The organism is Staphylococcus sp. GDY8P120P (assembly GCF_017892065.1).
GTDB lineage: Bacteria > Bacillota > Bacilli > Staphylococcales > Staphylococcaceae > Staphylococcus > Staphylococcus nepalensis.
On the sequence record NZ_JAESKI010000001.1, the window covers coordinates 49,902 to 71,690 of the forward strand.

At 34.8% G+C, this 21,789-nt stretch carries 22 protein-coding genes and 1 other annotated feature (1 of these 23 cut by a window edge); of the genes, 2 read left to right on the top strand and 20 right to left on the bottom strand.

Annotated features, from left to right (window positions below):
* Positions 1 to 74: a sequence feature (ribosomal protein L10 leader region), on the bottom strand; it reaches 74 nt to the left of the window's first position.
* 274 nt (positions 75 to 348) lie between these two features.
* The 18 genes from rplA to KA900_RS00300 all read right to left on the bottom strand — a co-directional run bounded on the left by rplA (position 349) and on the right by KA900_RS00300 (position 17,167).
* The gene (gene rplA, locus KA900_RS00215) at positions 349 to 1,044 is read right to left on the bottom strand and encodes a 50S ribosomal protein L1 (protein ID WP_096810922.1); all 696 of its coding nucleotides are present in this window, start codon (positions 1,042 to 1,044) and stop codon (positions 349 to 351) included.
* A gap of 230 nt (positions 1,045 to 1,274) precedes the next feature.
* Positions 1,275 to 1,697, bottom strand: a complete 423-nt coding sequence (gene rplK / locus KA900_RS00220) for a 50S ribosomal protein L11 (RefSeq protein WP_096810923.1) — start codon at positions 1,695 to 1,697, stop codon at positions 1,275 to 1,277.
* Positions 1,698 to 2,094: 397 nt separating this feature from the next.
* Positions 2,095 to 2,643 carry a transcription termination/antitermination protein NusG gene (gene nusG, locus KA900_RS00225; RefSeq protein ID WP_019468574.1) on the bottom strand — a complete coding sequence of 183 codons (549 nt, stop codon included), beginning with the start codon at positions 2,641 to 2,643 and terminating at the stop codon, positions 2,095 to 2,097.
* Between the two features lie 14 nt (positions 2,644 to 2,657).
* Positions 2,658 to 2,837 (bottom strand): preprotein translocase subunit SecE, encoded by a 180-nt coding sequence (gene secE / locus KA900_RS00230; protein WP_103372870.1) that lies wholly within the window; start codon positions 2,835 to 2,837, stop codon positions 2,658 to 2,660.
* Positions 2,838 to 2,968: 131 nt separating this feature from the next.
* Positions 2,969 to 3,112, bottom strand: a complete 144-nt coding sequence (gene rpmG, locus KA900_RS00235) for a 50S ribosomal protein L33 (RefSeq protein WP_096810925.1) — start codon at positions 3,110 to 3,112, stop codon at positions 2,969 to 2,971.
* A gap of 137 nt (positions 3,113 to 3,249) precedes the next feature.
* Positions 3,250 to 3,816 (bottom strand): sigma-70 family RNA polymerase sigma factor, encoded by a 567-nt coding sequence (locus KA900_RS00240; protein WP_210139160.1) that lies wholly within the window; start codon positions 3,814 to 3,816, stop codon positions 3,250 to 3,252.
* Between the two features lie 72 nt (positions 3,817 to 3,888).
* Positions 3,889 to 4,413, bottom strand: a complete 525-nt coding sequence (locus KA900_RS00245) for an NYN domain-containing protein (RefSeq protein ID WP_096810927.1) — start codon at positions 4,411 to 4,413, stop codon at positions 3,889 to 3,891.
* Positions 4,410 to 5,159, bottom strand: coding sequence for a 23S rRNA (guanosine(2251)-2'-O)-methyltransferase RlmB (gene rlmB / locus KA900_RS00250; RefSeq protein ID WP_115342409.1), 750 nt, complete (start codon positions 5,157 to 5,159; stop codon positions 4,410 to 4,412). Before rlmB ends, KA900_RS00245 begins: the two co-directional genes overlap by 4 nt.
* Positions 5,160 to 5,166: 7 nt before the next feature.
* Entirely contained in the window at positions 5,167 to 5,553 is a 387-nt protein-coding gene (locus KA900_RS00255) for a Mini-ribonuclease 3 (protein WP_096810929.1), read from the bottom strand.
* Position 5,554: 1 nt separating this feature from the next.
* A complete protein-coding gene (gene cysS / locus KA900_RS00260) occupies positions 5,555 to 6,955 on the bottom strand; it encodes a cysteine--tRNA ligase (protein WP_210139161.1) in 1,401 nt (466 codons plus the stop codon).
* Positions 6,939 to 7,580: a serine O-acetyltransferase gene (gene cysE / locus KA900_RS00265; protein ID WP_096811242.1), complete on the bottom strand. Its 642-nt coding sequence runs from the start codon at positions 7,578 to 7,580 to the stop codon at positions 6,939 to 6,941. The genes cysS and cysE overlap by 17 nt, the downstream gene beginning before the upstream one ends.
* 340 nt (positions 7,581 to 7,920) lie before the next feature.
* Positions 7,921 to 9,375, bottom strand: coding sequence for a glutamate--tRNA ligase (gltX, locus tag KA900_RS00270; protein WP_103372872.1), 1,455 nt, complete (start codon positions 9,373 to 9,375; stop codon positions 7,921 to 7,923).
* Between the two features lie 432 nt (positions 9,376 to 9,807).
* Positions 9,808 to 10,866: a PIN/TRAM domain-containing protein gene (locus KA900_RS00275; RefSeq protein WP_103372873.1), complete on the bottom strand. Its 1,059-nt coding sequence runs from the start codon at positions 10,864 to 10,866 to the stop codon at positions 9,808 to 9,810.
* Between the two features lie 73 nt (positions 10,867 to 10,939).
* The gene (gene radA, locus KA900_RS00280) at positions 10,940 to 12,310 is read right to left on the bottom strand and encodes a DNA repair protein RadA (RefSeq protein ID WP_096810933.1); all 1,371 of its coding nucleotides are present in this window, start codon (positions 12,308 to 12,310) and stop codon (positions 10,940 to 10,942) included.
* A 350-nt stretch (positions 12,311 to 12,660) separates the two neighbouring features.
* Positions 12,661 to 15,123, bottom strand: a complete 2,463-nt coding sequence (locus tag KA900_RS00285) for an ATP-dependent Clp protease ATP-binding subunit (RefSeq protein ID WP_210139162.1) — start codon at positions 15,121 to 15,123, stop codon at positions 12,661 to 12,663.
* A gap of 11 nt (positions 15,124 to 15,134) precedes the next feature.
* On the bottom strand, positions 15,135 to 16,145 hold the full coding sequence (locus KA900_RS00290) for a protein arginine kinase (RefSeq protein WP_170006919.1): 1,011 nt from the start codon (positions 16,143 to 16,145) through the stop codon (positions 15,135 to 15,137).
* Positions 16,138 to 16,689 (bottom strand): UvrB/UvrC motif-containing protein, encoded by a 552-nt coding sequence (locus tag KA900_RS00295; protein ID WP_096810936.1) that lies wholly within the window; start codon positions 16,687 to 16,689, stop codon positions 16,138 to 16,140. Before KA900_RS00295 ends, KA900_RS00290 begins: the two co-directional genes overlap by 8 nt.
* Positions 16,690 to 16,705: 16 nt before the next feature.
* Positions 16,706 to 17,167 carry a CtsR family transcriptional regulator gene (locus tag KA900_RS00300; protein WP_096810937.1) on the bottom strand — a complete coding sequence of 154 codons (462 nt, stop codon included), beginning with the start codon at positions 17,165 to 17,167 and terminating at the stop codon, positions 16,706 to 16,708.
* Positions 17,168 to 17,325: 158 nt separating this feature from the next.
* On the opposite strand from KA900_RS00300, the gene KA900_RS00305 reads away from it, so the two are divergent.
* Positions 17,326 to 18,540, top strand: a complete 1,215-nt coding sequence (locus KA900_RS00305; protein ID WP_096810938.1) for a NupC/NupG family nucleoside CNT transporter — start codon at positions 17,326 to 17,328, stop codon at positions 18,538 to 18,540.
* Between the two features lie 68 nt (positions 18,541 to 18,608).
* Here the strand turns inward: KA900_RS00305 and pdxT are convergent, their stop codons facing one another.
* Both pdxT and pdxS read right to left on the bottom strand, forming a co-directional pair.
* Positions 18,609 to 19,184, bottom strand: coding sequence for a pyridoxal 5'-phosphate synthase glutaminase subunit PdxT (gene pdxT / locus KA900_RS00310; RefSeq protein ID WP_096810939.1), 576 nt, complete (start codon positions 19,182 to 19,184; stop codon positions 18,609 to 18,611).
* Between the two features lies 1 nt (position 19,185).
* Positions 19,186 to 20,073, bottom strand: a complete 888-nt coding sequence (gene pdxS / locus KA900_RS00315) for a pyridoxal 5'-phosphate synthase lyase subunit PdxS (protein ID WP_103373378.1) — start codon at positions 20,071 to 20,073, stop codon at positions 19,186 to 19,188.
* 97 nt (positions 20,074 to 20,170) lie between these two features.
* On the opposite strand from pdxS, the gene pdxR reads away from it, so the two are divergent.
* Positions 20,171 to 21,547, top strand: a complete 1,377-nt coding sequence (pdxR, locus tag KA900_RS00320) for a MocR-like pyridoxine biosynthesis transcription factor PdxR (RefSeq protein ID WP_119487752.1) — start codon at positions 20,171 to 20,173, stop codon at positions 21,545 to 21,547.
* Positions 21,548 to 21,789: the final 242 nt, after the last annotated feature.

A 21,789-nucleotide genomic window follows, 5' to 3' on the forward strand; every position in this document is an offset into this window, starting at 1 on the left:
AATTTTAGCCTCGGTAGGATCATTTTTAAGTTATCGCTAACTCCTACTGTCTTAGGTAAAATAATACATTAACCAATATAACTGGTTCAATGTGGTATGTCAATACATTTTTAAGGGGACAGGGTAGAAATCATTTCAAAATGATTTCGCCGTCCACCTCTGGCAAGTAGAACGAGAAAAAAGAGTACAAGTACTATGTTCTTTCATAAATGCTACTAACTCAACAGATTAAGCATTGGCACTTTAAAATCTTAATAAAGCACATTTTCTTTTTAGTCATCTATTGCCAATATAATATTCAACTCTGAAACATTATTTATATCTCAGTATTTTCATTTATATATAAGATTATAGTTTGAAACTAGAAGTATCAACTTTAACTCCAGGGCCCATTGTTGTCGTAACAGCAACAGATTTGAAGTAAGTACCTTTAGCTGAAGATGGTTTAGCTTTAGTTAACACATCTTGTAATGCTTTGAAGTTTTCAACAAGTTTGTCCGTATCAAATGATACTTTACCAATTGAAGCATGCACAATACCTGCTTTTTCAGCACGATATTCTACTTTACCTGCTTTGATTTCTTCAACTGCTTTTGTAACATCCATTGTTACAGTTCCAGTTTTAGGGTTTGGCATTAAACCTTTAGGTCCTAATACACGACCAAGTTTACCAACTTCGCCCATCATGTCTGGTGTAGCTACTACTACGTCAAAATCGAACCAACCTTGTTGGATTTTTTGAACATATTCACCTTCACCTACGAAATCAGCACCTGCTGCTTCTGCTTCAGCTGCTTTATCACCTTTTGCGAATACTAATACACGTTGTGATTTACCAGTACCGTTTGGTAGCACTACTGCACCACGGATTTGTTGATCATTTTTACGTGTATCAATTCCTAAACGGAACGCCACTTCAACTGATGCGTCAAAGTTTGCGATACTTGTTTCTTTAGCTAACTCAACTGCTTCTTCAACACTATAGTGTTTTTGGCGGTCAATTTTATTAGCTACTTCTTGAAATCTTTTACTTTTCTTAGCCATTTCATGTCCTCCTTTAGTGGTTTTAGCGGAATTTCCTCCCACATTTACTTGCTTTTGCAAGTTAAGAGCAGATAACAGAGAGGTTGCAAAATTGTATTTTATATCAGGAAACATTTCCTTAATAAACGACACGCTTCCTCTTATTACGACAATATTGAACGCTCTGATCCTGTTTGTCATTTCTGTCATCTGCTTCATCGTCAATCTATGTTTTTAGTTAATTTTTAAAATTATTGAACTGTGATACCCATACTACGTGCAGTACCTTCGATAATACGTACAGCTGCTTCTTCGTCTGCAGCATTTAAGTCTTGCATTTTTTGGTTTGCAATTTCACGTACTTGATCTTTAGTTACTGTAGCAATTTTGTTTTTGTTAGGTTCACCAGAACCTTTTTCAACGCCAGCTGCTTTTTTAAGTAGTACTGGAGCCGGTGGTGTTTTTGTAATAAATGTAAATGAACGATCTTCATAAACACTAATTTCTACCGGAATGATTAAACCTGCGTCTTCTTGTGTACGTGCATTGAATTCCTTACAGAATCCCATAATGTTCACACCTGCTTGACCTAATGCTGGGCCAACGGGTGGTGCTGGGTTCGCTTTACCTGCAGGAATTTGTAATTTAACAACTTTTTCTACTTTTTTAGCCACGATGTGCACCTCCTTGATATCGTGATGTGGTCACAGGACTGAGTTTTGTCCTCCCACTCTTCTACATTTCGTGACGAAATGAACGCTCTATGAGCGCGACCACAGTATTATAACATTGTCCTTATATATAAAGCAAGAGTAAAGCGTAACTTTTTATATAGCTCCCCTAATCATTTTAATGATAAGGGGGCTTAATGCATGAGCTCTAGCTCGGGCGTTCCTCTAATTACGTCATTAAAATGATTGGATAGCCTTAATGCATACAAAGTAACACTTCTTGCTTCAACAAGGTTAGTGTTACTTATACAAGTGCGAGCGCACTTGTATAGCTTTACTTTAACAAATCCTTGAAAAGAACTTTATCCGTTAATATATGCTTTTCGCTATATTTGTTTAGCTATAATTTTTCAATTTGATCAAATTCTACTTCAACCGGTGTTTCTCTACCAAACATGTCTACAAGAACTGTCAATTTGAATTTATCCGCTTCAATTTCTTGAACTTCACCCACTTGGTTTGCAAATGGACCAGATTTGATTTGAACTTGTTCACCTAAATCTAATTCAACATCAATTGTTTTTTCTTTCATGCCCATTTGTTTCAAGATGAAACGTGCTTCCTCAGGTAATAACGGATTAGGTTTTGATCCAGCACCTGCTGAGCCAACAAATCCTGTTACTCCTGGTGTATTTCTTACAATATACCATGATTCATCCGTCATTATTAATTCTACTAAAACGTAACCGGGGAACGTTTTTTTAGTTAATGTTTTGGCTTTACCATCTTTAACTTGTGTTTCTTCTTCTTCTGGTATAACCACTCTGAATATCAATTCAGTCATATTCATAGATTCTACACGTTTTTCTAAATTCTTTTTAACTTTGTTCTCGTAACCAGAATAAGTATGCACAGCATACCAACGCTTTGCGCCAACTTCTTCAGACATGTCGTCACTCCTATCTATTTAATTAACTCTATAATTCTACCAATTCCTAAATCTAAAACATAGAAGAACGCTAAGAAAAATACTACCGTTGCTACAACGATGACAGTATATTTAAATAATTCTTCTTTCGTTGGCCAACTTGTTTTTTCCATTTCTGACTTTACGCCTTGAAAGAAATTTTCTTTTTTAGCCATTAGCAATACCTCCGTATTAATTCGTTTTTTCCTCATTTGCTTATTCATACGACAAATTAAGCAAATACAATACTCACAACTTAAATTGGAAGGATATATTTACTCAATTGCTCCATCTAATATACCGATGATTATTTCGCTTCTTTATGCAATGTATGTGCGTTACATCTCGGACAATATTTTTTTAATGTCAATCTAGATGTAAGGTTACTTTGCTTGGGCACATTATAGTTTCTATTCCCACATGCTTCGCAACTTAACGGTACTTTTTTCATATAACTTCACCTTACTCATTATAATACCAATCTACTATACATAACATCGCTGTCTATTGTCAATCTTCCACCATTGCTTTCTATCAATCCATATAGTCACTATCGCACGCTAAATAACTTAGGTAGTAAAATGAAATTTATTTCAAAAAATGTCTCAACTTTATTTTACATCTATGTATTGTATTGTAAACTACTTTGACATCGACACATAAAATAGTCGCTATTTCACACGGTTTATAATCTTTCAAAACATATCTTATAATAGTTTGTTCGAGTTCTGTTAATTTATCAATGTTCTGGTGCAGCGTAGATACTATTTCTTTTCTTAAAACAATGCCATCTATCGTGTGTTGCTGTCTTAACATTTGCTCAGTTATTAAAAATTCATTTTCTAATAATTTTTGACGTTTTAAGTTTATTAATTTTTTTCGTATGTAATCATTTTTGGTGTTTTTAATAATACGATTTACATAATGCGCTAATGGTGTTTCTTTTGAAAAATCAAATTGGCTGAGTACTTTGAATACTTTAAACAGTATTTCTTGTTGAAGATCTTCTTTATCGTTAGGGTGTATTGAGAAATGATTTAAACTTTTCCAAATATACGGCTGCATTTTATCTAACAACTCGATTAATGCATTCGCATCATCCAGTGTATTATTTAAAATAGTTGTAGATTCTGGTTGGCATATCCTTTGTAGCATATTTTAAATCCTTTCCTTAGATTAAGGATAGCATACAAAGTTCCTTACAAAAAAATCAAGGGGACAATCTCTTTATTTATGATTGTTCCCCCTCCTTATTTTTTCAAATTCTTCTAAAATTTCGTTTGACAGCTCGATTCGAGTCCTAGGCTTACGCTCATTAAAGCCGTCAAGCTTTTTCGATACTAAAATCTCGTTTTCCCTTAGGTCACGCCACATCTCTCTTGAAGATATACGATATGCACCTGCGCCAAATATAGCGTGTTGTTCACTCATGTCGCTCGTTACAACTGTAATGTGCCTCGTATGTTTGTCATATAAATCATACACATATTTTTCAATAAAACTATCTGCTGTTTCTTTTTCTTTAGTGAATATAATCTTTACACCATGATACATATACTCCGATCCTGTACCAGATTGCTCATAAGCATCAAACACACATACGACTTCATCAGCTATAACTGCATTGTAATTTGCAATAGCCGTCAATAACTGGTCTCGAGCTTCTTCTAAATTTTCTTGCGCTATTTGACTTAATTCTTGCGATTGGCCAATCATATTATAACCATCAATAATTAAGTAACGATCTTTCATGATTTATCTCCAATCTGGTTACGTTTACGATACACTTCGTACATCATTAGACTTGCTGCAACAGAAGCATTCAAACTATTTACATGGCCTACCATTGGAATATTAATATAAAAATCACATTTGTCTTTAATTAAACGACTCATGCCTTGGCCTTCACTTCCAATAATGATTGCCAAAGGCATGCCAGCGTCCATTTCACGGTAATCTGTTGCGTTTTCAGCTTCTGTGCCCACTACCCAATAGCCGTTGTCCTTTAATGTTTCAATCGTGTTCGCTAAATTTGTAACCCTCATCACCGGGACATGTTGTATTGCTCCTGTAGAAGCTTTTGCAACTGTTTGAGTCAGTGAAACCGAGCGTCTTTTAGGGATAATCACACCGTCAACGCCAGAGGCATCAGCAGTTCTCAAGATTGAACCTAAATTATGAGGATCTTCAAGTCCATCTAAAATTAAAACTGTAGATAGTTTTTCATTTTCTTTTTGCTGTGCCAGAAACGCATCGAAATCCGCATATTCGTACGGTGCAATATACGCAGCGACACCTTGGTGAGGGGCGTCAGACAATCCATCTAATTTAGATTTTGGCACTGATTGTACAATGATTTTATTACTATTTGCTTTTTTTAAAATTTCATTTATTTGTCCTTTTTTTACGGTGTCTTGAATTAAAATTTTATTAATTGTATGCCCAGAAACAATGGCTTCTTTTACGGCATGACGACCTACGATAACAAGTTCTTCCAAAGTCTCACTACCTTTCATCTATACTTTTCACAATATGTTCAAGCAATGTTGTTAAACGGCTTTGATCTTTTTCAAGATATAAAAAACCAATGATTGCTTCTAACCCTGAACTTTTTCGATACGTTTGTATGTCTGTATTTTTCGCCTTCGTATAACTCTTCGCATTTCTTCCACGGCGAACAATATCTAATTCTTCTTCGGTAAACCAGTTGCTTTCTAACAAGCATTCAAGCGATTGTGCCTGGCTTTTCGCAGACACGTAACGCTTGGCTTCTTGATGTAATCGATTAGGTTTAGCTTTTAATTTCAATATAATATACTCTCTCACAAATTGGTCTAAGACCGCGTCCCCCATATATGCCAAAGTCAATGGGTTTAACAATTTATTATCCATATTAGCCACGTTTAAATCTCACGCCTTGAGGTGTGTCTTCCAAAATAATATTTTGTGCTTTCAATTGATCGCGAATTTCATCTGCACGTGCAAAATCTTTATTTTTTCTTGCTGTGTTTCTTTCTTCGATTAAAGCTTCAACATCTTCGTCTAATAATTCGTCACTTGTTTCTGGTTTTAAAGGTACACCTAATACATCACTAAAAATTTGATATACTGTTTTAAATCGTTCAATCACTTCAGTTGACGTTGTATTTTCTAATACATATTTATTAGCTAATTTTGTCAAATCGTACCAAGCTGTAATGGCATTAGCTGTGTTAAAGTCGTCATTCATAACGGTTTCGAACTGTTCTAAAATCTGGTTGATTTCTTCTATATAATTATCTTGAGCTTCGATATTTGTGGCAATCGCTTCACGTTCCTCGATAACTTGGTAACTATTACGGATACGTTCTAAACCACTTCTAGCAGCACTAACAAGTTCCATATTATAATTGATTGGGCTTCGATAATGTACACTAATCATGAAAAATCGTAATACATCTGGATCAATTTCTTTAATAATCTCGTGTACTAACACAAAGTTACCTAGGGATTTACTCATTTTTTCGTTGTCAATATTAATAAACCCGTTATGCATCCAATAGTTGGCGAATGGCGCATGGTTATGGGCTTCAGATTGGGCGATTTCATTTTCATGATGTGGAAATTGTAAATCAGTACCGCCAGCATGAATATCTATCGTCGCACCAAGTTCATGGTAAGCCATAACAGAGCATTCAATATGCCAACCTGGTCTACCTTTGCCAAATGGACTGTCCCAACTAATTTCATCAGGTTTTGCTTGTTTCCATAATGTGAAATCTAGCGCATCTTCTTTTTGCTCGCCTTGCTCAATGCGTGCACCTACTTTCAAATCATTAAGGGATTGATGACTGAGTTTACCGTAATCTTCAAATTTACGTGTTCTAAAATACACATCTCCACCACTTTGGTAGGCATAACCTTCTTCTACAAGTTCTCCTATAAACTTAATAATGTCATCCATATGATTCATTACTCTTGGGTTTGAAGTTGCTTTTTTCACATTCAAAGCGCCAACATCTTCGTAAAATGCATCGATATAACGATTAGCGATTGTGTTAACAGGTTCATTCAATTCTTTCGAGCGCTTAATCAATTTATCATCTACATCAGTGAAATTTGAAACATAATTTACTTCATAACCTTGGTATTCAAGGTACCTTCTCACAACATCATAGTTAATTGCTGGTCTGGCATTACCTATATGGATGTAATTATATACAGTTGGTCCGCAGACGTACATCTTAACCTTACCTGGTTCTATAGATTTAAACGTCTCTTTTTGACGCGTTAACGTGTTATATAATGTAATCATCTTGAATCTCTCCATTTCTTGTTTTCTCAAGTTGTTTCTCTAATTGTTTTAATTGTTCATAAATCGGATCTGGTAAATTACGATGGTCGAATGTCTTACCAATTCTTCTACCATCTTGTTTAACAATGTGTCCTGGTATACCAACGACTGTAGAATAGCTAGGCACCGAATTCAATACTACTGAATTCGCCCCGATGTTTACATTCGAATTAATTTTAATATTACCGAGTACTTTGGCGCCTGCTGCTATCAGTACATTATCACCTATATCAGGGTGACGTTTTCCTTTTTCTTTACCAGTACCACCTAAAGTAACGCCCTGATAAATTGTAACATTATCACCAATTCTGCATGTTTCTCCAATAACAACGCCCATGCCGTGGTCGATAAATAAACGTTTCCCAATTTGGGCGCCAGGATGAATTTCGATGCCAGTAAAAAAACGTGAAATTTGTGAAATTAATCTTGCTAATATATATCTTTTCTTTTTGTATAAAGCGTGTGCGATTAAATGACTCCATACTGCATGTACGCCCGCATATGAAGTGACTACCTCTAAAGTAGTACGTGCAGCTGGGTCTTGTTCAAACACCATATTTATATCGTCTTTTATTCTTTTTAATATTTTAAACAAGGTTGCGACCTCCTTATTAAAAAAGCACCTCTAACATTAATGTTAGAGGTGCTTTGCACGGTTCCACTCTTTTTTTAAAACAAGCTGCTTGTTCATTAAGTTAGCAATAATCTAACATGGTAAAACAACTTATATTAACTCATTAAAGTTATTCAGTTCATTATTCTAAAGGTGCATTCAACAATTTCCATGATGTGCTCGCAGCAACCGCACACTCTCTTGACACATTCCATTGTCTACTAATCCTTTAGTGTATTCAATTATAATCATAGGTGCTTGATTGTAATTTTTCAAGTATTATCTATTTGATACAATTTACTTATAATCAGCATTAAACGTATTTTTTTAAGCGATTCAATACTTTATCTTTACCTAATACTTCGATTGTATTTGGTAACTCTGGACCATGCATTTGTCCTGTCACAGCTACACGTATTGGCATAAATAATTGTTTGCCTTTAATACCTGTCTCTTTTTGAACTTCTTTAATTGTTTTTTTAATTTCTGCCGCTTCAAAAGGTTCTAGTGCTTCTAATTTGCCATATAAATGGTTCATTAATTCTGGCACTTGTTCCCCATTGATGATTTCTTGCTCATCTGCTCCTAATGTTTGTTCATCACGGAAGAAAATTTCAGATAACGGAACAATTTCGCCAGCGTAACTCATTTCTTTTTGATAAAGAGCAATCAGTTTACGTCCCCATTCTTTATCTTCTTCAGATGGGTTTTCAGGTAATAAATTCGCTTTAACTAAGTGAGGAAAAGCAAGTTCAAAGACTGTTTCAGTGTCTTTTTGTTTCATATATTGGTTATTAATCCAAGCTAATTTTTGTTTGTCGAAGAATGCAGGTGATTTAGATAATCGTTTTTCATCAAAGATTTTAATGAATTCTTCTTTAGAATAAATTTCATCTTCACCTTCAGGGGACCAACCTAATAATGTAATAAAGTTAAATAACGCCTCAGGCAAATAACCCAAATCGCGATATTGCTCAATAAATTGTAGGATTTGGCCATCGCGTTTACTTAATTTTTTACGTTCTTCGTTTACGATTAGTGACATGTGTGCAAATCTTGGCGCTTCCCAACCAAACGTTTCGTAAATCATTAATTGTTTGGGTGTATTTGAAATATGGTCATCTCCACGAATAACATCTGAAATTTCCATCAAGTGGTCATCAATTGCTACTGCAAAATTATACGTTGGCACGCCGTCTTTTTTCACAATAACCCAATCACCCATATTATTTGAGTCAAATGAAATTTCACCTTTCACCATATCGTCAAATGCATATGTTGTATCTTTTGGCACTCGGAAACGAATCGAAGGTTGGCGTCCTTCTGCTTCAAATTGTTGGCGTTCGTCTTCTGTTAAATGTGCATGTTTACCACCGTAACGTGGCATTTCACCACGTGCAATTTGTTGTTCACGTTCTTCTTCTAATTCTTCTTCAGTCATATAGCATTTATACGCTTTATCTTCATCTAACAATTGTTGGATAAGTGGGTTATATATTTCAGCACGTTCTGACTGGCGATAAGGCCCATAACCTTTATCTTTATCTACAGACTCATCCCAATCAATACCTAACCATTTTAAGTTATCAAATTGTGAAGATTCTCCATCTTCTAAATTACGTTTACTATCCGTATCTTCTATACGAATTACAAAATCTCCATCATAATGTTTAGCAAATAAATAGTTAAATAATGCAGTTCTTGCATTACCAATATGCAAATAGCCTGTTGGGCTTGGGGCATATCTAACTCTTACACGATTACTCATTATGTTCACTCCTGTTTAATAATTTTTCACGATTTTAATCTTATATTTTCAGCTTAACTGCGCACACACATAAAAAGAATTCAACCTATGTTACTACACTTTTCAAATGTGCCTAACAATAAGTTAATATAAAAGCATTCAAAGCGTGTTGCTCATTTGCTTATTTATGATATCATAGCTCATCATTTTTTAAAGCATCACTATACTAAAAACAAACGTATGACGCCCATTGAATTTCAAGTTTATAATTCTAAGTACAGTAATACAATTTCGCTATTTATTGTAGCACTTTAAAGATGATTATGATATCACTGTGCTTAAATTAAAATGCTATCTGCACAATTTTTTGAAAATATTGCTCATAATGAAAAGGTTTCATGTGAAACTGTAACTTTTTTAGCTACAATATCAAATGAAACCCGCTTTTTAATTTCAGTATATTTTTTTAGCAAAAATAATGCGTCCGGATGAAGTTTGCAACAAACTTACTACTTCTAAATCAATATATTCACCGATATATTTTTTAGCGTTATCTACAACTACCATTGTACCGTCATCTAAATACCCTACTGCTTGACCAGCTTCTTTCCCCATCTTAGTCAACAACAAGTTAAATCGATCGCCTTGATGTACGGTTGGCTTAATTGCTTCTGATAAGTCGTTCACATTCAACACTTGAACACCTTGTATATGACAGACCTTATTTAGGTTGAAATCTGTAGTAATAATTTGTGCTCTATAATGCAATGCCAATTTAATTAACATTGCATCTATATCACTATGCGATTTTGTTGGATGTATAATGCGCGTAGGGTGCTTTCCATCATGCAAAGCATTGAGCATATCTAAGCCTCTTTGCCCTTTTTCTCTCTTTACACTATCGTTTGCGTCTGCAATTACTTGCAATTCATTAATTACCCCTTGTGGAATTAATATTTCACCGTCTATAAAACCACATTTCAAAACATCTAAAATACGCCCATCAATAATGGCACTCGTATCTATGATTTTAGGCATTGCACTACGTGTATTCATTGACACAGATCGCGCCATATTTTCAGGTAAAAACAATAGCATTTCATCGCGTTTGCGTAGACCAAATTGAAACCCTAAATACCCCAAGATAATCGTGATAATAATAGGTACAAAATGATTTAAAACATTGTTACCAATAATTTGGAAAATAAATGATATCATAACTGAAATAAGTAACCCTATAATGAGTCCAATTGTGGCGAACAATATTTCAATTGCGCTTTGACGCATAATCATTTGTTCTAGTTCTTTCAATGCTAATGTTACTTTTTTAATAAACCAACCAAAGATTACAAATATCAGTACAATCCCTAGTAGCCCATTGAAATAATTATTTGTTAGTAGCGTGAAATGCCCCAAACCAGCATCTGTAATAATTTCTGGTATAAGATACACGCCTAAACTTGCACCTAATATAATATAGCACAAGATTACAATGAGTCTTATCATGTTCAAATGTTAACGCTCCTTTCACATGAAAGCTATTTTGACTATATAAGCCAGTTACATGTTGTATCATTAAGTGATATTAATGCTTAGTTAAAGCATATTTTAAAGCCTCATGTACATTTTTAACACCAATGACTTTAATACCGCTAGGGAATTCCCATCCACCAATATTGGATTCAGGAATAATAATACGTTTAAATCCTAGTTTTTCCGCTTCTTGTACGCGTTGTTCGATACGAGAGACGCGTCTTACTTCTCCCGTCAATCCAACTTCACCAATAAAGCAATCCAATCCGTCTACAGTTAAATCTTTAAAACTAGACGCCGTGGCAATAACAATACCTAAATCAACAGCAGGTTCTGTTAATCTGACGCCACCTGCTACTTTAATATAAGCATCTTGTTGTTGAAGCAAATAATTTTCTTTTTTCTCTAAGACAGCCATCAATAAACTTAATCGATTATGGTCTATGCCTGTAGCCATACGTCTTGGGTTGTTAAATGTGGTCGGTGTCACTAATGCTTGTACTTCTATGAGCAATGGTCTTGTGCCTTCCATTGTCGATACGATTGTTGACCCAGGAACATTAGTAGAACGCTCTTCCAAAAACATTTCTGAAGGGTTTTTCACGCCTTTCAATCCACTCTGCTTCATTTCAAAAATACCCATTTCATTTGTCGAACCAAAGCGATTTTTAACTGCTCTTAAAATACGGTAAGCATGATGCTCATCACCTTCAAAATAAAGTACTGTATCCACCATATGTTCTAATAAACGTGGACCTGCAATTTGCCCTTCTTTAGTTACATGACCAACAATAAAAGTTGGGATGTTTAATTGTTTAGCAATATTCATTAAGCTCTGTGTACTTTCTCTTACTTGAGATACTGAACCAGGCGCAGAGCTGATTTCAGGATGAAAAATAGTCTGTATAGAATCAACTACAAGTAAATCTGGTTTCAATTGTTTAACCGTTTCATGTATCACTTCTAAATCTGTTTCCGCAAACACATTTAAATTACTTGAATCCTCTTCTAATCTATCTGCTCTTAACTTAGTTTGATTTAACGACTCTTCACCTGTTATATATAAAACGCTTTTACTTTGTGATAAAGCAGCACAAATTTGTAGTAATAAGGTCGATTTACCAATACCTGGGTCGCCGCCAATTAATACAAGCGAACCGTTTACAATGCCACCGCCAAGTACTCGGTTAAATTCTGCTGAGTTGGTTTTAATACGTGGTGTCGTCTCATGTTTAATTTCATTTAGTTTTTGTACTTTCGCGCTATTTTCACGACTTCGAACCCCATGTTTTGGGCTTGTCGATTTTTGTTCTATAATTTCTTCCATTTGGTTCCAACCACCACAGTTGGGACATTTGCCCATCCATTTTGGTGATTGATAACCACACGCCATACATTCAAAAATCACTTTCTTTTTGGCCAAAACTGCACCTCCATCTTTATTGAACAAATCTATTTTATACCTCTGTCTAATTAAAAACAAACTTTATTTATATTCGATTCATTTCGATATTTATTGTTTCTTAGCCTTTAATTTTATATTATAGCATGCACTTCAATAGATTAATGTTAAAGTCTATTTTTAAAATTAACACTATTATATATTCAGTACTATTAATATGATATAGGTGATTAAAATTTTTGATTAACATACGATGATGTTTCGTTTATTAACATTTTAGTGATACTTTTTATAAAAGAAGCGCTCCCCAAGTTGCATTTGCATACTTGAGAAGCGCTATTCATACTTGATATCACTTTAATAACTCAATCTTATGAATCAGAAGTCTCTTTTTCTTTTTGATCTTCTGTTCTATCTTTAATATCGTATTTATATTCTTTACCGTCATAATCGATATAAACATTTTTACCTTCGATTTGGTTACCATCCAAGATTAACTCACTTAAGTTATCTTCGATCGTTTTTTGAATTTCGCGGATAAGTGGTCTAGCTCCGTATTCTGGATCATAACCTTCTTCTGCAATTCTTTCTTTCGCTGCATCAGAAACTACGATATCAATATCTTGTTCTGCTAAGCGATCTGTTAATTTATTCACCATCATAGTCACAATTTCTTTCAATTCATCTTTAGAAAGTTTGTGGAATACAATAATGTCATCAACACGGTTTAAGAATTCTGGGCGGAAAGCATTTTTCAATTCTTTCATCATTGTTTTACGAATTGATTCATAATCTTGTCCTTCAGATGCGCCGCCAAAACCTGCAAAGCGTTGATCTTGCAGTTCTTGAGCGCCAACGTTGGAAGTCATAATAATCACTGTATTGCGGAAATCTACTTGACGTCCTTTTGTATCTGTTAAGTGTCCATCATCAAGCACTTGTAACAAGATGTTAAATACATCAGGGTGTGCTTTTTCAATTTCATCGAATAGTATAACTGAATATGGTTTACGTCTAACTTTTTCAGTTAATTGTCCACCATCATCATGACCTACATAACCTGGAGGTGCCCCAACTAAACGGCTCACAGCGTGTTTTTCCATAAATTCACTCATATCTACGCGAATCATTGCATCATCTTCACCAAACATGGATTCTGCTAATGCACGTGCTAATTCTGTTTTACCTACACCTGTAGGGCCTAAGAAGATAAAGCTACCAATTGGACGTTTAGGATCTTTCAATCCTGCTCTAGCGCGTCTTACTGCTTTACTGATAGACGTAACTGCTTCTTTTTGGCCAATAACACGTTTGTGTAACGTATCTTCCAAATTAAGTAGGCGGTCTGATTCTGTTTCATTAATTCTAGTTAATGGAATACCACTCCAACCTGCAATAACTTCTCCAATATCTTCTTCAGACAATGATGTGCTTGCACCGTTTTGAGCGTTTTTCCAATTATTATTCGCTTCTTCATATTGTTTTTCTAATTTAGTTTGTTTATCACGTAAATTTGCTGCATTTTCAAATTCTTGTGCGTGTACAGCAGCATCTTTTTCATTTTTAACTTGTTCAATTTCTTGCTCTAATTCTTTCAAGTTAGGTGGCGTTGTATGACTTTTTAGTCTTACTTTAGAACTTGCTTCATCAATTAAATCAATTGCTTTGTCTGGTAAGAAACGGTCTGACACATAACGATGGCTTAATTTCGCAGCAGATTCTAAAGCTTCATCTGAAATATTAATGCGGTGATGCGCTTCATAACGGTCACGTAAGCCTTTCAAGATTTCAATTGTATCTTCGACTGTTGGCTCGTCCACTTGAACTGGTTGGAAACGACGTTCTAGTGCTGCATCTTTTTCAATGTTTTTACGATATTCATCCAGTGTAGTTGCACCAATACATTGTAGTTCGCCACGCGCTAACGCTGGTTTTAAAATATTAGATGCATCAATTGCGCCTTCTGCACCACCAGCACCAACTAAAGTGTGTAGCTCATCAATAAAGAGTACAACATTGCCTGCTTGGTGAATTTCTTCCATAACTTTTTTCAGACGTTCTTCGAATTCACCACGGTATTTCGTACCAGCTACTACTGTTCCCATGTCTAGAGACATCACGCGTTTACCTTTAAGTGTCTCTGGTACTTCGTTGTTAACGATTGCAAGTGCTAAGCCTTCTGCAATTGCTGTTTTACCTACGCCCGGTTCCCCAATTAAGACTGGGTTATTCTTAGTACGTCTACTTAATACTTCGATAACACGTGTGATTTCTTTATCTCTACCAATCACAGGGTCTAAAGTACCATCATTTGCAATAACTGTTAAATCGCGTGCAAGGCTATCTAATGTTGGTGTGTTATTAGATTTATTTGCTTGTGCGTTTTTATTGCTCATTTCAGGGCTACCTAAAGCTTTAACAACTTGCGCACGTGCTTTAGTAATATTTAAATCTAAATTAGCAAATACGCGTGCTGCAACGCCTTCATTTTCTCTAATTAGACCAAGCAAGATGTGTTCTGTTCCTACAAAATTATGATGTAGTTTTCTTGCTTCATCCATTGATAACTCAATCACTTTTTTAGCGCGTGGTGTGTAGTGTAAAGCACCCATTTGTTCTTGGCCGTGACCAATTAATTTTTCAACTTCTGTCACTACTTTTTCTTCAGTAATATCGAATGATTCTAATACTTTTGCTGCAATACCTTCTGGTTCTTTCATTAAACCTAAAAGTAAATGTTCTGTTCCAATATTTGAATGATTTAAGCGAATCGCTTCTTCTTGAGCATGTGCCAATACGCGTTGTGCACGTTCTGTCAGTCTACCAAATAACATAGCATGACCTCCTAATTTATATGTTCTCTTAATATATCTGCTCTTTTTTCATTAACTGCTCTATCATCTTCATCATCTAACAAGAATGGTGATTGAATTGCGACCATTAACTCATTAAATTTGAAGTCTTCTAAATCAATATAGCCTAAATCTATACCGAGTTTCACTTCACTTAATCTAAATGACGCTTCTTCCATAGATATTAGTCTACTATATTTTAATATTCCTAACGAACGATATACTCTATCTAATGTTTCAATTTCATTATGCTTACTGAGACGTTCGCGAATTTGCATTTCTTCGTTAATAATTTGTTGCACAACTTCAGTTAAACTTTCGATAATTTCTTCTTCTGTTTTACCAAGTGTAAGCTGATTAGAAATTTGATAAATATGACCATATACTTGAGAGCCTTCACCGTAGATACCTCTTATAGTAAATCCAAAGCGATTGATTGTTTGAGCGATTCTATTCATCCGCTTCATAATCGTTAGGCCAGGCAGATGTAGCATTACACTCGCTCTCATACCAGTCCCTATATTTGTCGGGCAAGTTGTTAAATAACCAAGTGTTTCATCAAAGCTAACATCTAGTTCACTATCGAGTGTATCATCTATAGAAGAAGCCTTATCATATAATGTTTGCAATGATAGGTCATTTCCCATAGCTTGAATGCGTATATGATCTTCTTCATTTACCATAACACTTAAAGATTCATCATCATTCAAAAGCACAGCTGAAGCAGGCTGCTTTATTAACTCTGGGCTTATAAGATGTTTCGCTACAAGTTTATACTTACTCTGTTGATCCAAAGTGTCTAATCTCTGTATAAACATATCAGGAAGCGCATCTTGTACCTCATTTATTACTCTATAACCATCTTGTTCTGAAGGAAACATCAAAGGATGAACATGATTTTCTAAATTTCTAGCTAATCGGAGCCTTGAGGACATCACAATTGGACTCTCTTCCTCATCTCTCATCCACTCACTAATATGAGTACTAATATCATTTTTACTCATCATGTTTCACCTCGCTGTCTTCTTTTAATGCTTTAATTTCATCTCTAACAATTGCAGCTTCTTCAAAATTTTGTTCTTCAATCAATTGATTTAAATAGTTTGTTTTTTCTTCTATTTGTTTTTTTAACGCTAACTTTCTGTGTGAAGAGCGTGGTGTTTTTCCAGTGTGTTCAATTTGACCACCTTGTACACGTCGTACAATATCAACAATGTCATCTTTAAATGTTGCATAGCAGTCTGCACAACCAAATTTACCGACATGTGCAATATCTTTTAACGTCATTTGACAAGTAGGACATCTTTTCTCTTCTTTAAAAGCTATTTCATCGAAATCAATACCATGTTTAGCTGCTAAATGCTGTAATATTTGCTTTACAACAAAGGCACCCTCAATATCATCTTGTGACTGCATTTGCTGATTTTGAGTCCAAGGATTACCTCCTTGTGCACATGTGGAACATACCCATCTTTCATGTATACCGTCTTGTCCTTTAACCGCTAACTTAACTTCCGCTTCATTTAAATGACAATTTTCGCACAGCACGACTAAACACCTCTCTTTAATAGTAATTTATCACATGTAATACGCGTTTAACTATATTAGCACGTATGATATCTCTTGATAATACATCCATTTTCAATGTTTCTCTATCAATGACCGCATAAATCATCTTCGCTTCCCGTTCGCTAAGATATTCTTTATCTAATAAGCCATCTATAATGTAATAGGCTTGTTGTTGTGAAATAGACGGTCCTATTAATTGAAGTAAATGGTTAATGTAACCTGTTTCGTCTTTATTTTCAATTTTAGTGATTCGAATGTAGCCGCCGCCACCTCTTTTACTTTCTATTTCATAGCCGTGTTCATTAGTGAATCGTGTTTTGATCACGTAATTTAATTGAGAAGGCACACAGTCAAAACGCTGTGCAATATTTGCACGCTGAATTTCAACAACATCTTCATTGGCGTCTTCAAATAATTTTTTAATGTATTGTTCTATGATGTCGGACATGTTATGCATGATTATCACCTCTTTTGACCTTCTTTGACTATATTATATGACCAACTTTGACCTTTTTCAACCAATATGTTTTAAAAATTTTCATTTTATGCATGTAAGAAATCTCCCATTTATTGTATTATAGGAGTTAAGAAAAAATTTAAAGGGATGAAATTATTATGCATATTATCATTGGTTTAATTGGGATTGCAGTTTTTCTTGCATTAGCTTTTCTCTTTAGCTCTGATAGAAAAAATATTCGTTGGCAATACATTGGCCTATTACTCGTCATACAACTTGTATTTGCGTTTATACTATTAAAAACAAAATTTGGTATTACTGTCATTGGTGCCATTTCAGACGGCTTTAACTATCTACTAGCTAAAGCTGCAGAAGGCGTCAACTTTGTTTTCGGTGGGTTTGAATTTGTGGATCCTAACAATCCACCATTCTTCTTCAATGTCTTATTACCAATTGTTTTTATTTCAGCACTAATTGGTATTTTACAATATACAAAAATATTACCGTTTATTATTAACTATTTAGGATTAGCTATTTCTAAAGTGAATGGGATGGGACGCTTAGAATCATATAATGCAGTAGCAGCAGCAATTTTAGGACAATCAGAAGTATTTATTTCGCTAAAAAAAGAATTAGCGCATATTCCTAGACAACGCCTTTATACATTAACTGCTTCAGCCATGTCTACTGTATCAGCTTCAATCATTGGCGCGTATTTCACATTAATTGAACCACGGTATGTTGTTACAGCAGTCGTTTTAAATTTATTCGGCGGTTTTATTATTGCTTCTATTATCAATCCATACAAAGTAGATGTTAATGAAGATAAATTAATCGTTGAAGACAGTGAAACAGAGAAACAATCTTTCTTTGAAATGTTAGGGGAATACATTTTAGATGGATTTAAAGTCGCTGTAATCGTAGGTGCAATGCTAATTGGTTACATAGCCATTATTGCTTTACTCAATGGAGTTGTCAGTGCTATTTTCACAGCAGCTTCAGGTGGAAGTATTACTTGGGACTTCCAAACTTTCATTGGTTTCATATTTGCACCATTAGCCTTCTTAATTGGTGTGCCATGGAGCGATGCCGTTCAAGCTGGCTCGATTATGGCAACAAAATTATTGTCAAATGAATTCGTTGCTATGCAAAGTTTAAAAGAAGTTAAAGACATGAGCGAACATGCTAAAGGCGTTATATCTGTATTTGTTGTCTCATTTGCTAACTTCAGCTCTATCGGAATCATTTCAGGCGCAATTAAATCACTTAACAACGAAAAAGGAGATATGGTAGCGCGTTTTGGGTTGAAACTTTTATTTGGTGCTACACTCGTTTCATTTATTTCTGCTGCAATCGCAGGTTTCTTCATCTAAATGAAATTAAGATAAAACAGGTCGATTCTTATATATACAAGAATCGACCTGTTTTTATTTGGTTTATTTTAAACTTTTTCACTTAGTGTTGTTTTCACAATATGATTAATGAAATATCGTGTTATACGGTAATCATCTGTTAACTCCGGATGAAATGAGACACCTAAATAGCGTCCTTCTTGGACTGCTACAATCTTTTCTCCGATTTTGCTTAAGATGGATACATTTCCATGCACTTCTGCTATATGTGGGGCTCTAATAAAGACGCCTTCTATATCAGCAGCAACATCTTTAACATCTAATTCACTTTCAAAACTATCTACCTGTCTACCGAAAGAATTTCTTTGGACTGAAATATCTAATTTGTTGAGATAGCCTTCTTCTCCAACGATATCTTTTGCCATGACAATGAGCCCCGCACACGTTCCAAACATAGGTAAATCAGATTGTTGTAATGCTTCTTTAAAACCATACAAATTCATTAGTCGGCGCAATGTCGTTGATTCGCCACCAGGTAGTATTAAACCATCAATATCTTTTAATTGTTCTACATGCTTAACAGCGATGCCTTCATGACCGCTTAGTTCAATATGTTTTAAATGCTCTCTTACAGCCCCTTGTAAGGCTAAAACACCTATTTTCATATTACCAACCACGCTCTTGCATACGTTCTTCTAAGGATAAGTCATTAATATCTAAACCTTTCATCGCAGTACCTAATTCTTTAGCTAAACGTCCAATTAATTCATAGTCTTGGTAGTGTGTTGTAGCTTGTACAATTGCTTTGGCAAATTTTTCAGGGTCTTCTGATTTAAAAATGCCTGAACCAACAAATACACCATCAGCCCCCAATTCCATCATTAAAGCTGCGTCTTGTGGGGTTGCAACACCGCCTGCAGCAAAGTTTACAACTGGTAACTTACCATTTTCTTTAATTGATTTTAACACATCATACGGCGCGCCAATATTTTTGGCTTCAGTCATAATTTCGTCGTCATTCATCACTGTGATGCGATTCACTTCAGCGTTTACTTGTCTAATATGTCTAACGGCTTCAACAATATTACCTGTACCTGGCTCGCCTTTTGTACGTAACATAGCAGCTCCTTCGCCTATACGACGTGAAGCTTCCCCTAAATTGCGACAACCACAAACAAATGGTACTGTAAAGGTATCTTTACGCAAGTGGAATTCTTCGTCTGCTGGTGTTAAAACTTCTGATTCGTCGATATAATCAACACCCATGGCTTCAAGCACACGTGCTTCTGTTATATGACCAATACGGCCTTTTGCCATTACTGGTATAGATACTGCATTCATCACTTCTTCTACAATTTTAGGATTTGCCATTCTAGCAACACCGCCTGCAGCTCTTATATCAGAAGGCACACGTTCTAATGCCATTACTGCAACTGCACCTGATTCTTCTGCAATTTTCGCTTGTTCTGCATTAACGACGTCCATAATAACACCGCCTTTTTGCATTTCAGCCATTCCTCTTTTAACTCTTTCTGATCCTGTAAATTTAGACATCTTATTTACCCCTTTACTTAGTTGATTAAATTCATTTTAAAAGATAAACTGGTATTTAAAAAGGTACACTTTCAAAATAATTTAGGAGGTCAGTTTATTGTCTAAAAATCATCTCTATGTCAATTTATATGAAACTTTGAAACAACAAATCATAGAAGGTCAATATAAATCTGAAGATAAGTTTCCATCTAAACGTGCGTTGGGACAACATTTATCAGTAAGTAACACTACGATTGAACATGCCTATCAACTTTTATTAGATGAAGGGTACATTTATTCTAAACCGAGGTCGGGTTATTTTGTTTCTGATATTGAAACGCTTCCTATCATTCCTACAAATATCAATCATGCACATCAGATATTTAGCTCAAACGAAAACTTCCATAATCCAAAACCAGATTACGATTTAGCGTTTAATATGTCTGAAATTGATACAGAATACTTCCCAATGAAACAATTTAGAAAATATGCTAAAGATGCTTTTGAAGATGATGAACTCGATCTTCTGCTACATGCAAGTTTCAAAGGGGAAATCTCATTAAGACAAGAAATTGCGCATTATTTATTTAATAGTCGTGGTGTTACTTGCCATCCTGAACAAATTATTATTGGTTCTTCGACTGAGCAACTTATCAATCTTTTAACAGATATTTTAAGTAACGGCAAATTTTTAATAGAAAACCCTAGTTATCCCCCTATTAAGCAAGTATTAGATAAAAAACAAATAACCTACCTTCAAGTCCCGGTCAGCCATACAGGGATAGAAATAGATTATTTCCAAAAATCAAATAATAATATTGCTTATGTCACACCTTCTCATCAATTTCCAACAGGTTATGTGATGAGCTTAAAAAAACGCACACAACTTATAAATTGGGCACAACAAAGTGAAGGTAGATATATCATTGAAGATGATTATGATTCAGAATTTCGATATTTTGGGAAACCTATTCCTGCCTTACAAAGTTTAGATACTAAAGACAAAGTTATTTATATCAGTACTTTCTCCAAATCACTGTTCCCAAGCTGTAGAATAGCTTATTTAGTATTGCCGAATAAATTATTATCAACTTATAATCAATTAAATAACAAGGAAGGTAATACAGTTCCTGCTCACACGCAAAAAATAGTAGCAAATTTTATGAAATCCGGTAGTTTTGAAAGACATTTAAATAAAATGAGAAATGTATATAGACATAAATTAACGACTATTTTAAATGCATTGATGCCATATCAATCTCAGTTAAAAATAGACGGTGCTTTAGCAGGTATGCACTTTACATTAACTGTAAAAAACAGTCTCACAATGAAACAATGTCTAGAGAACGCCAAAAAAAACAAATTAAAAATCATACCTTTTAGTCAATATGACAATAACCAAAATTCAGCAAAATTTATTTTAGGATTTGGTGGGATACCTATATCTCAATTAAAAGAACATACAGATGCGCTTATTAAATCTTTAATAGTATAAATTAGTATCATTTAAATAATAGATTAAAAATTCTTTCTTTTAAAATGTCACTTTTCTTTTTATGCAGTTAATGGAACTTATACATGAGCTGAGGGCTCATGTATTTCTCACTTGCACGCTTTCCTTACTCACTTATCACTTGTAAGCTCGTTTCGTCTTTCGCTTAGTTCGTCAGCTTCAAACGCTAACACAAGACAATCGTTTTTCAGTGCTTCACACTCGTAGTTAAGTCCTTTTGGCAA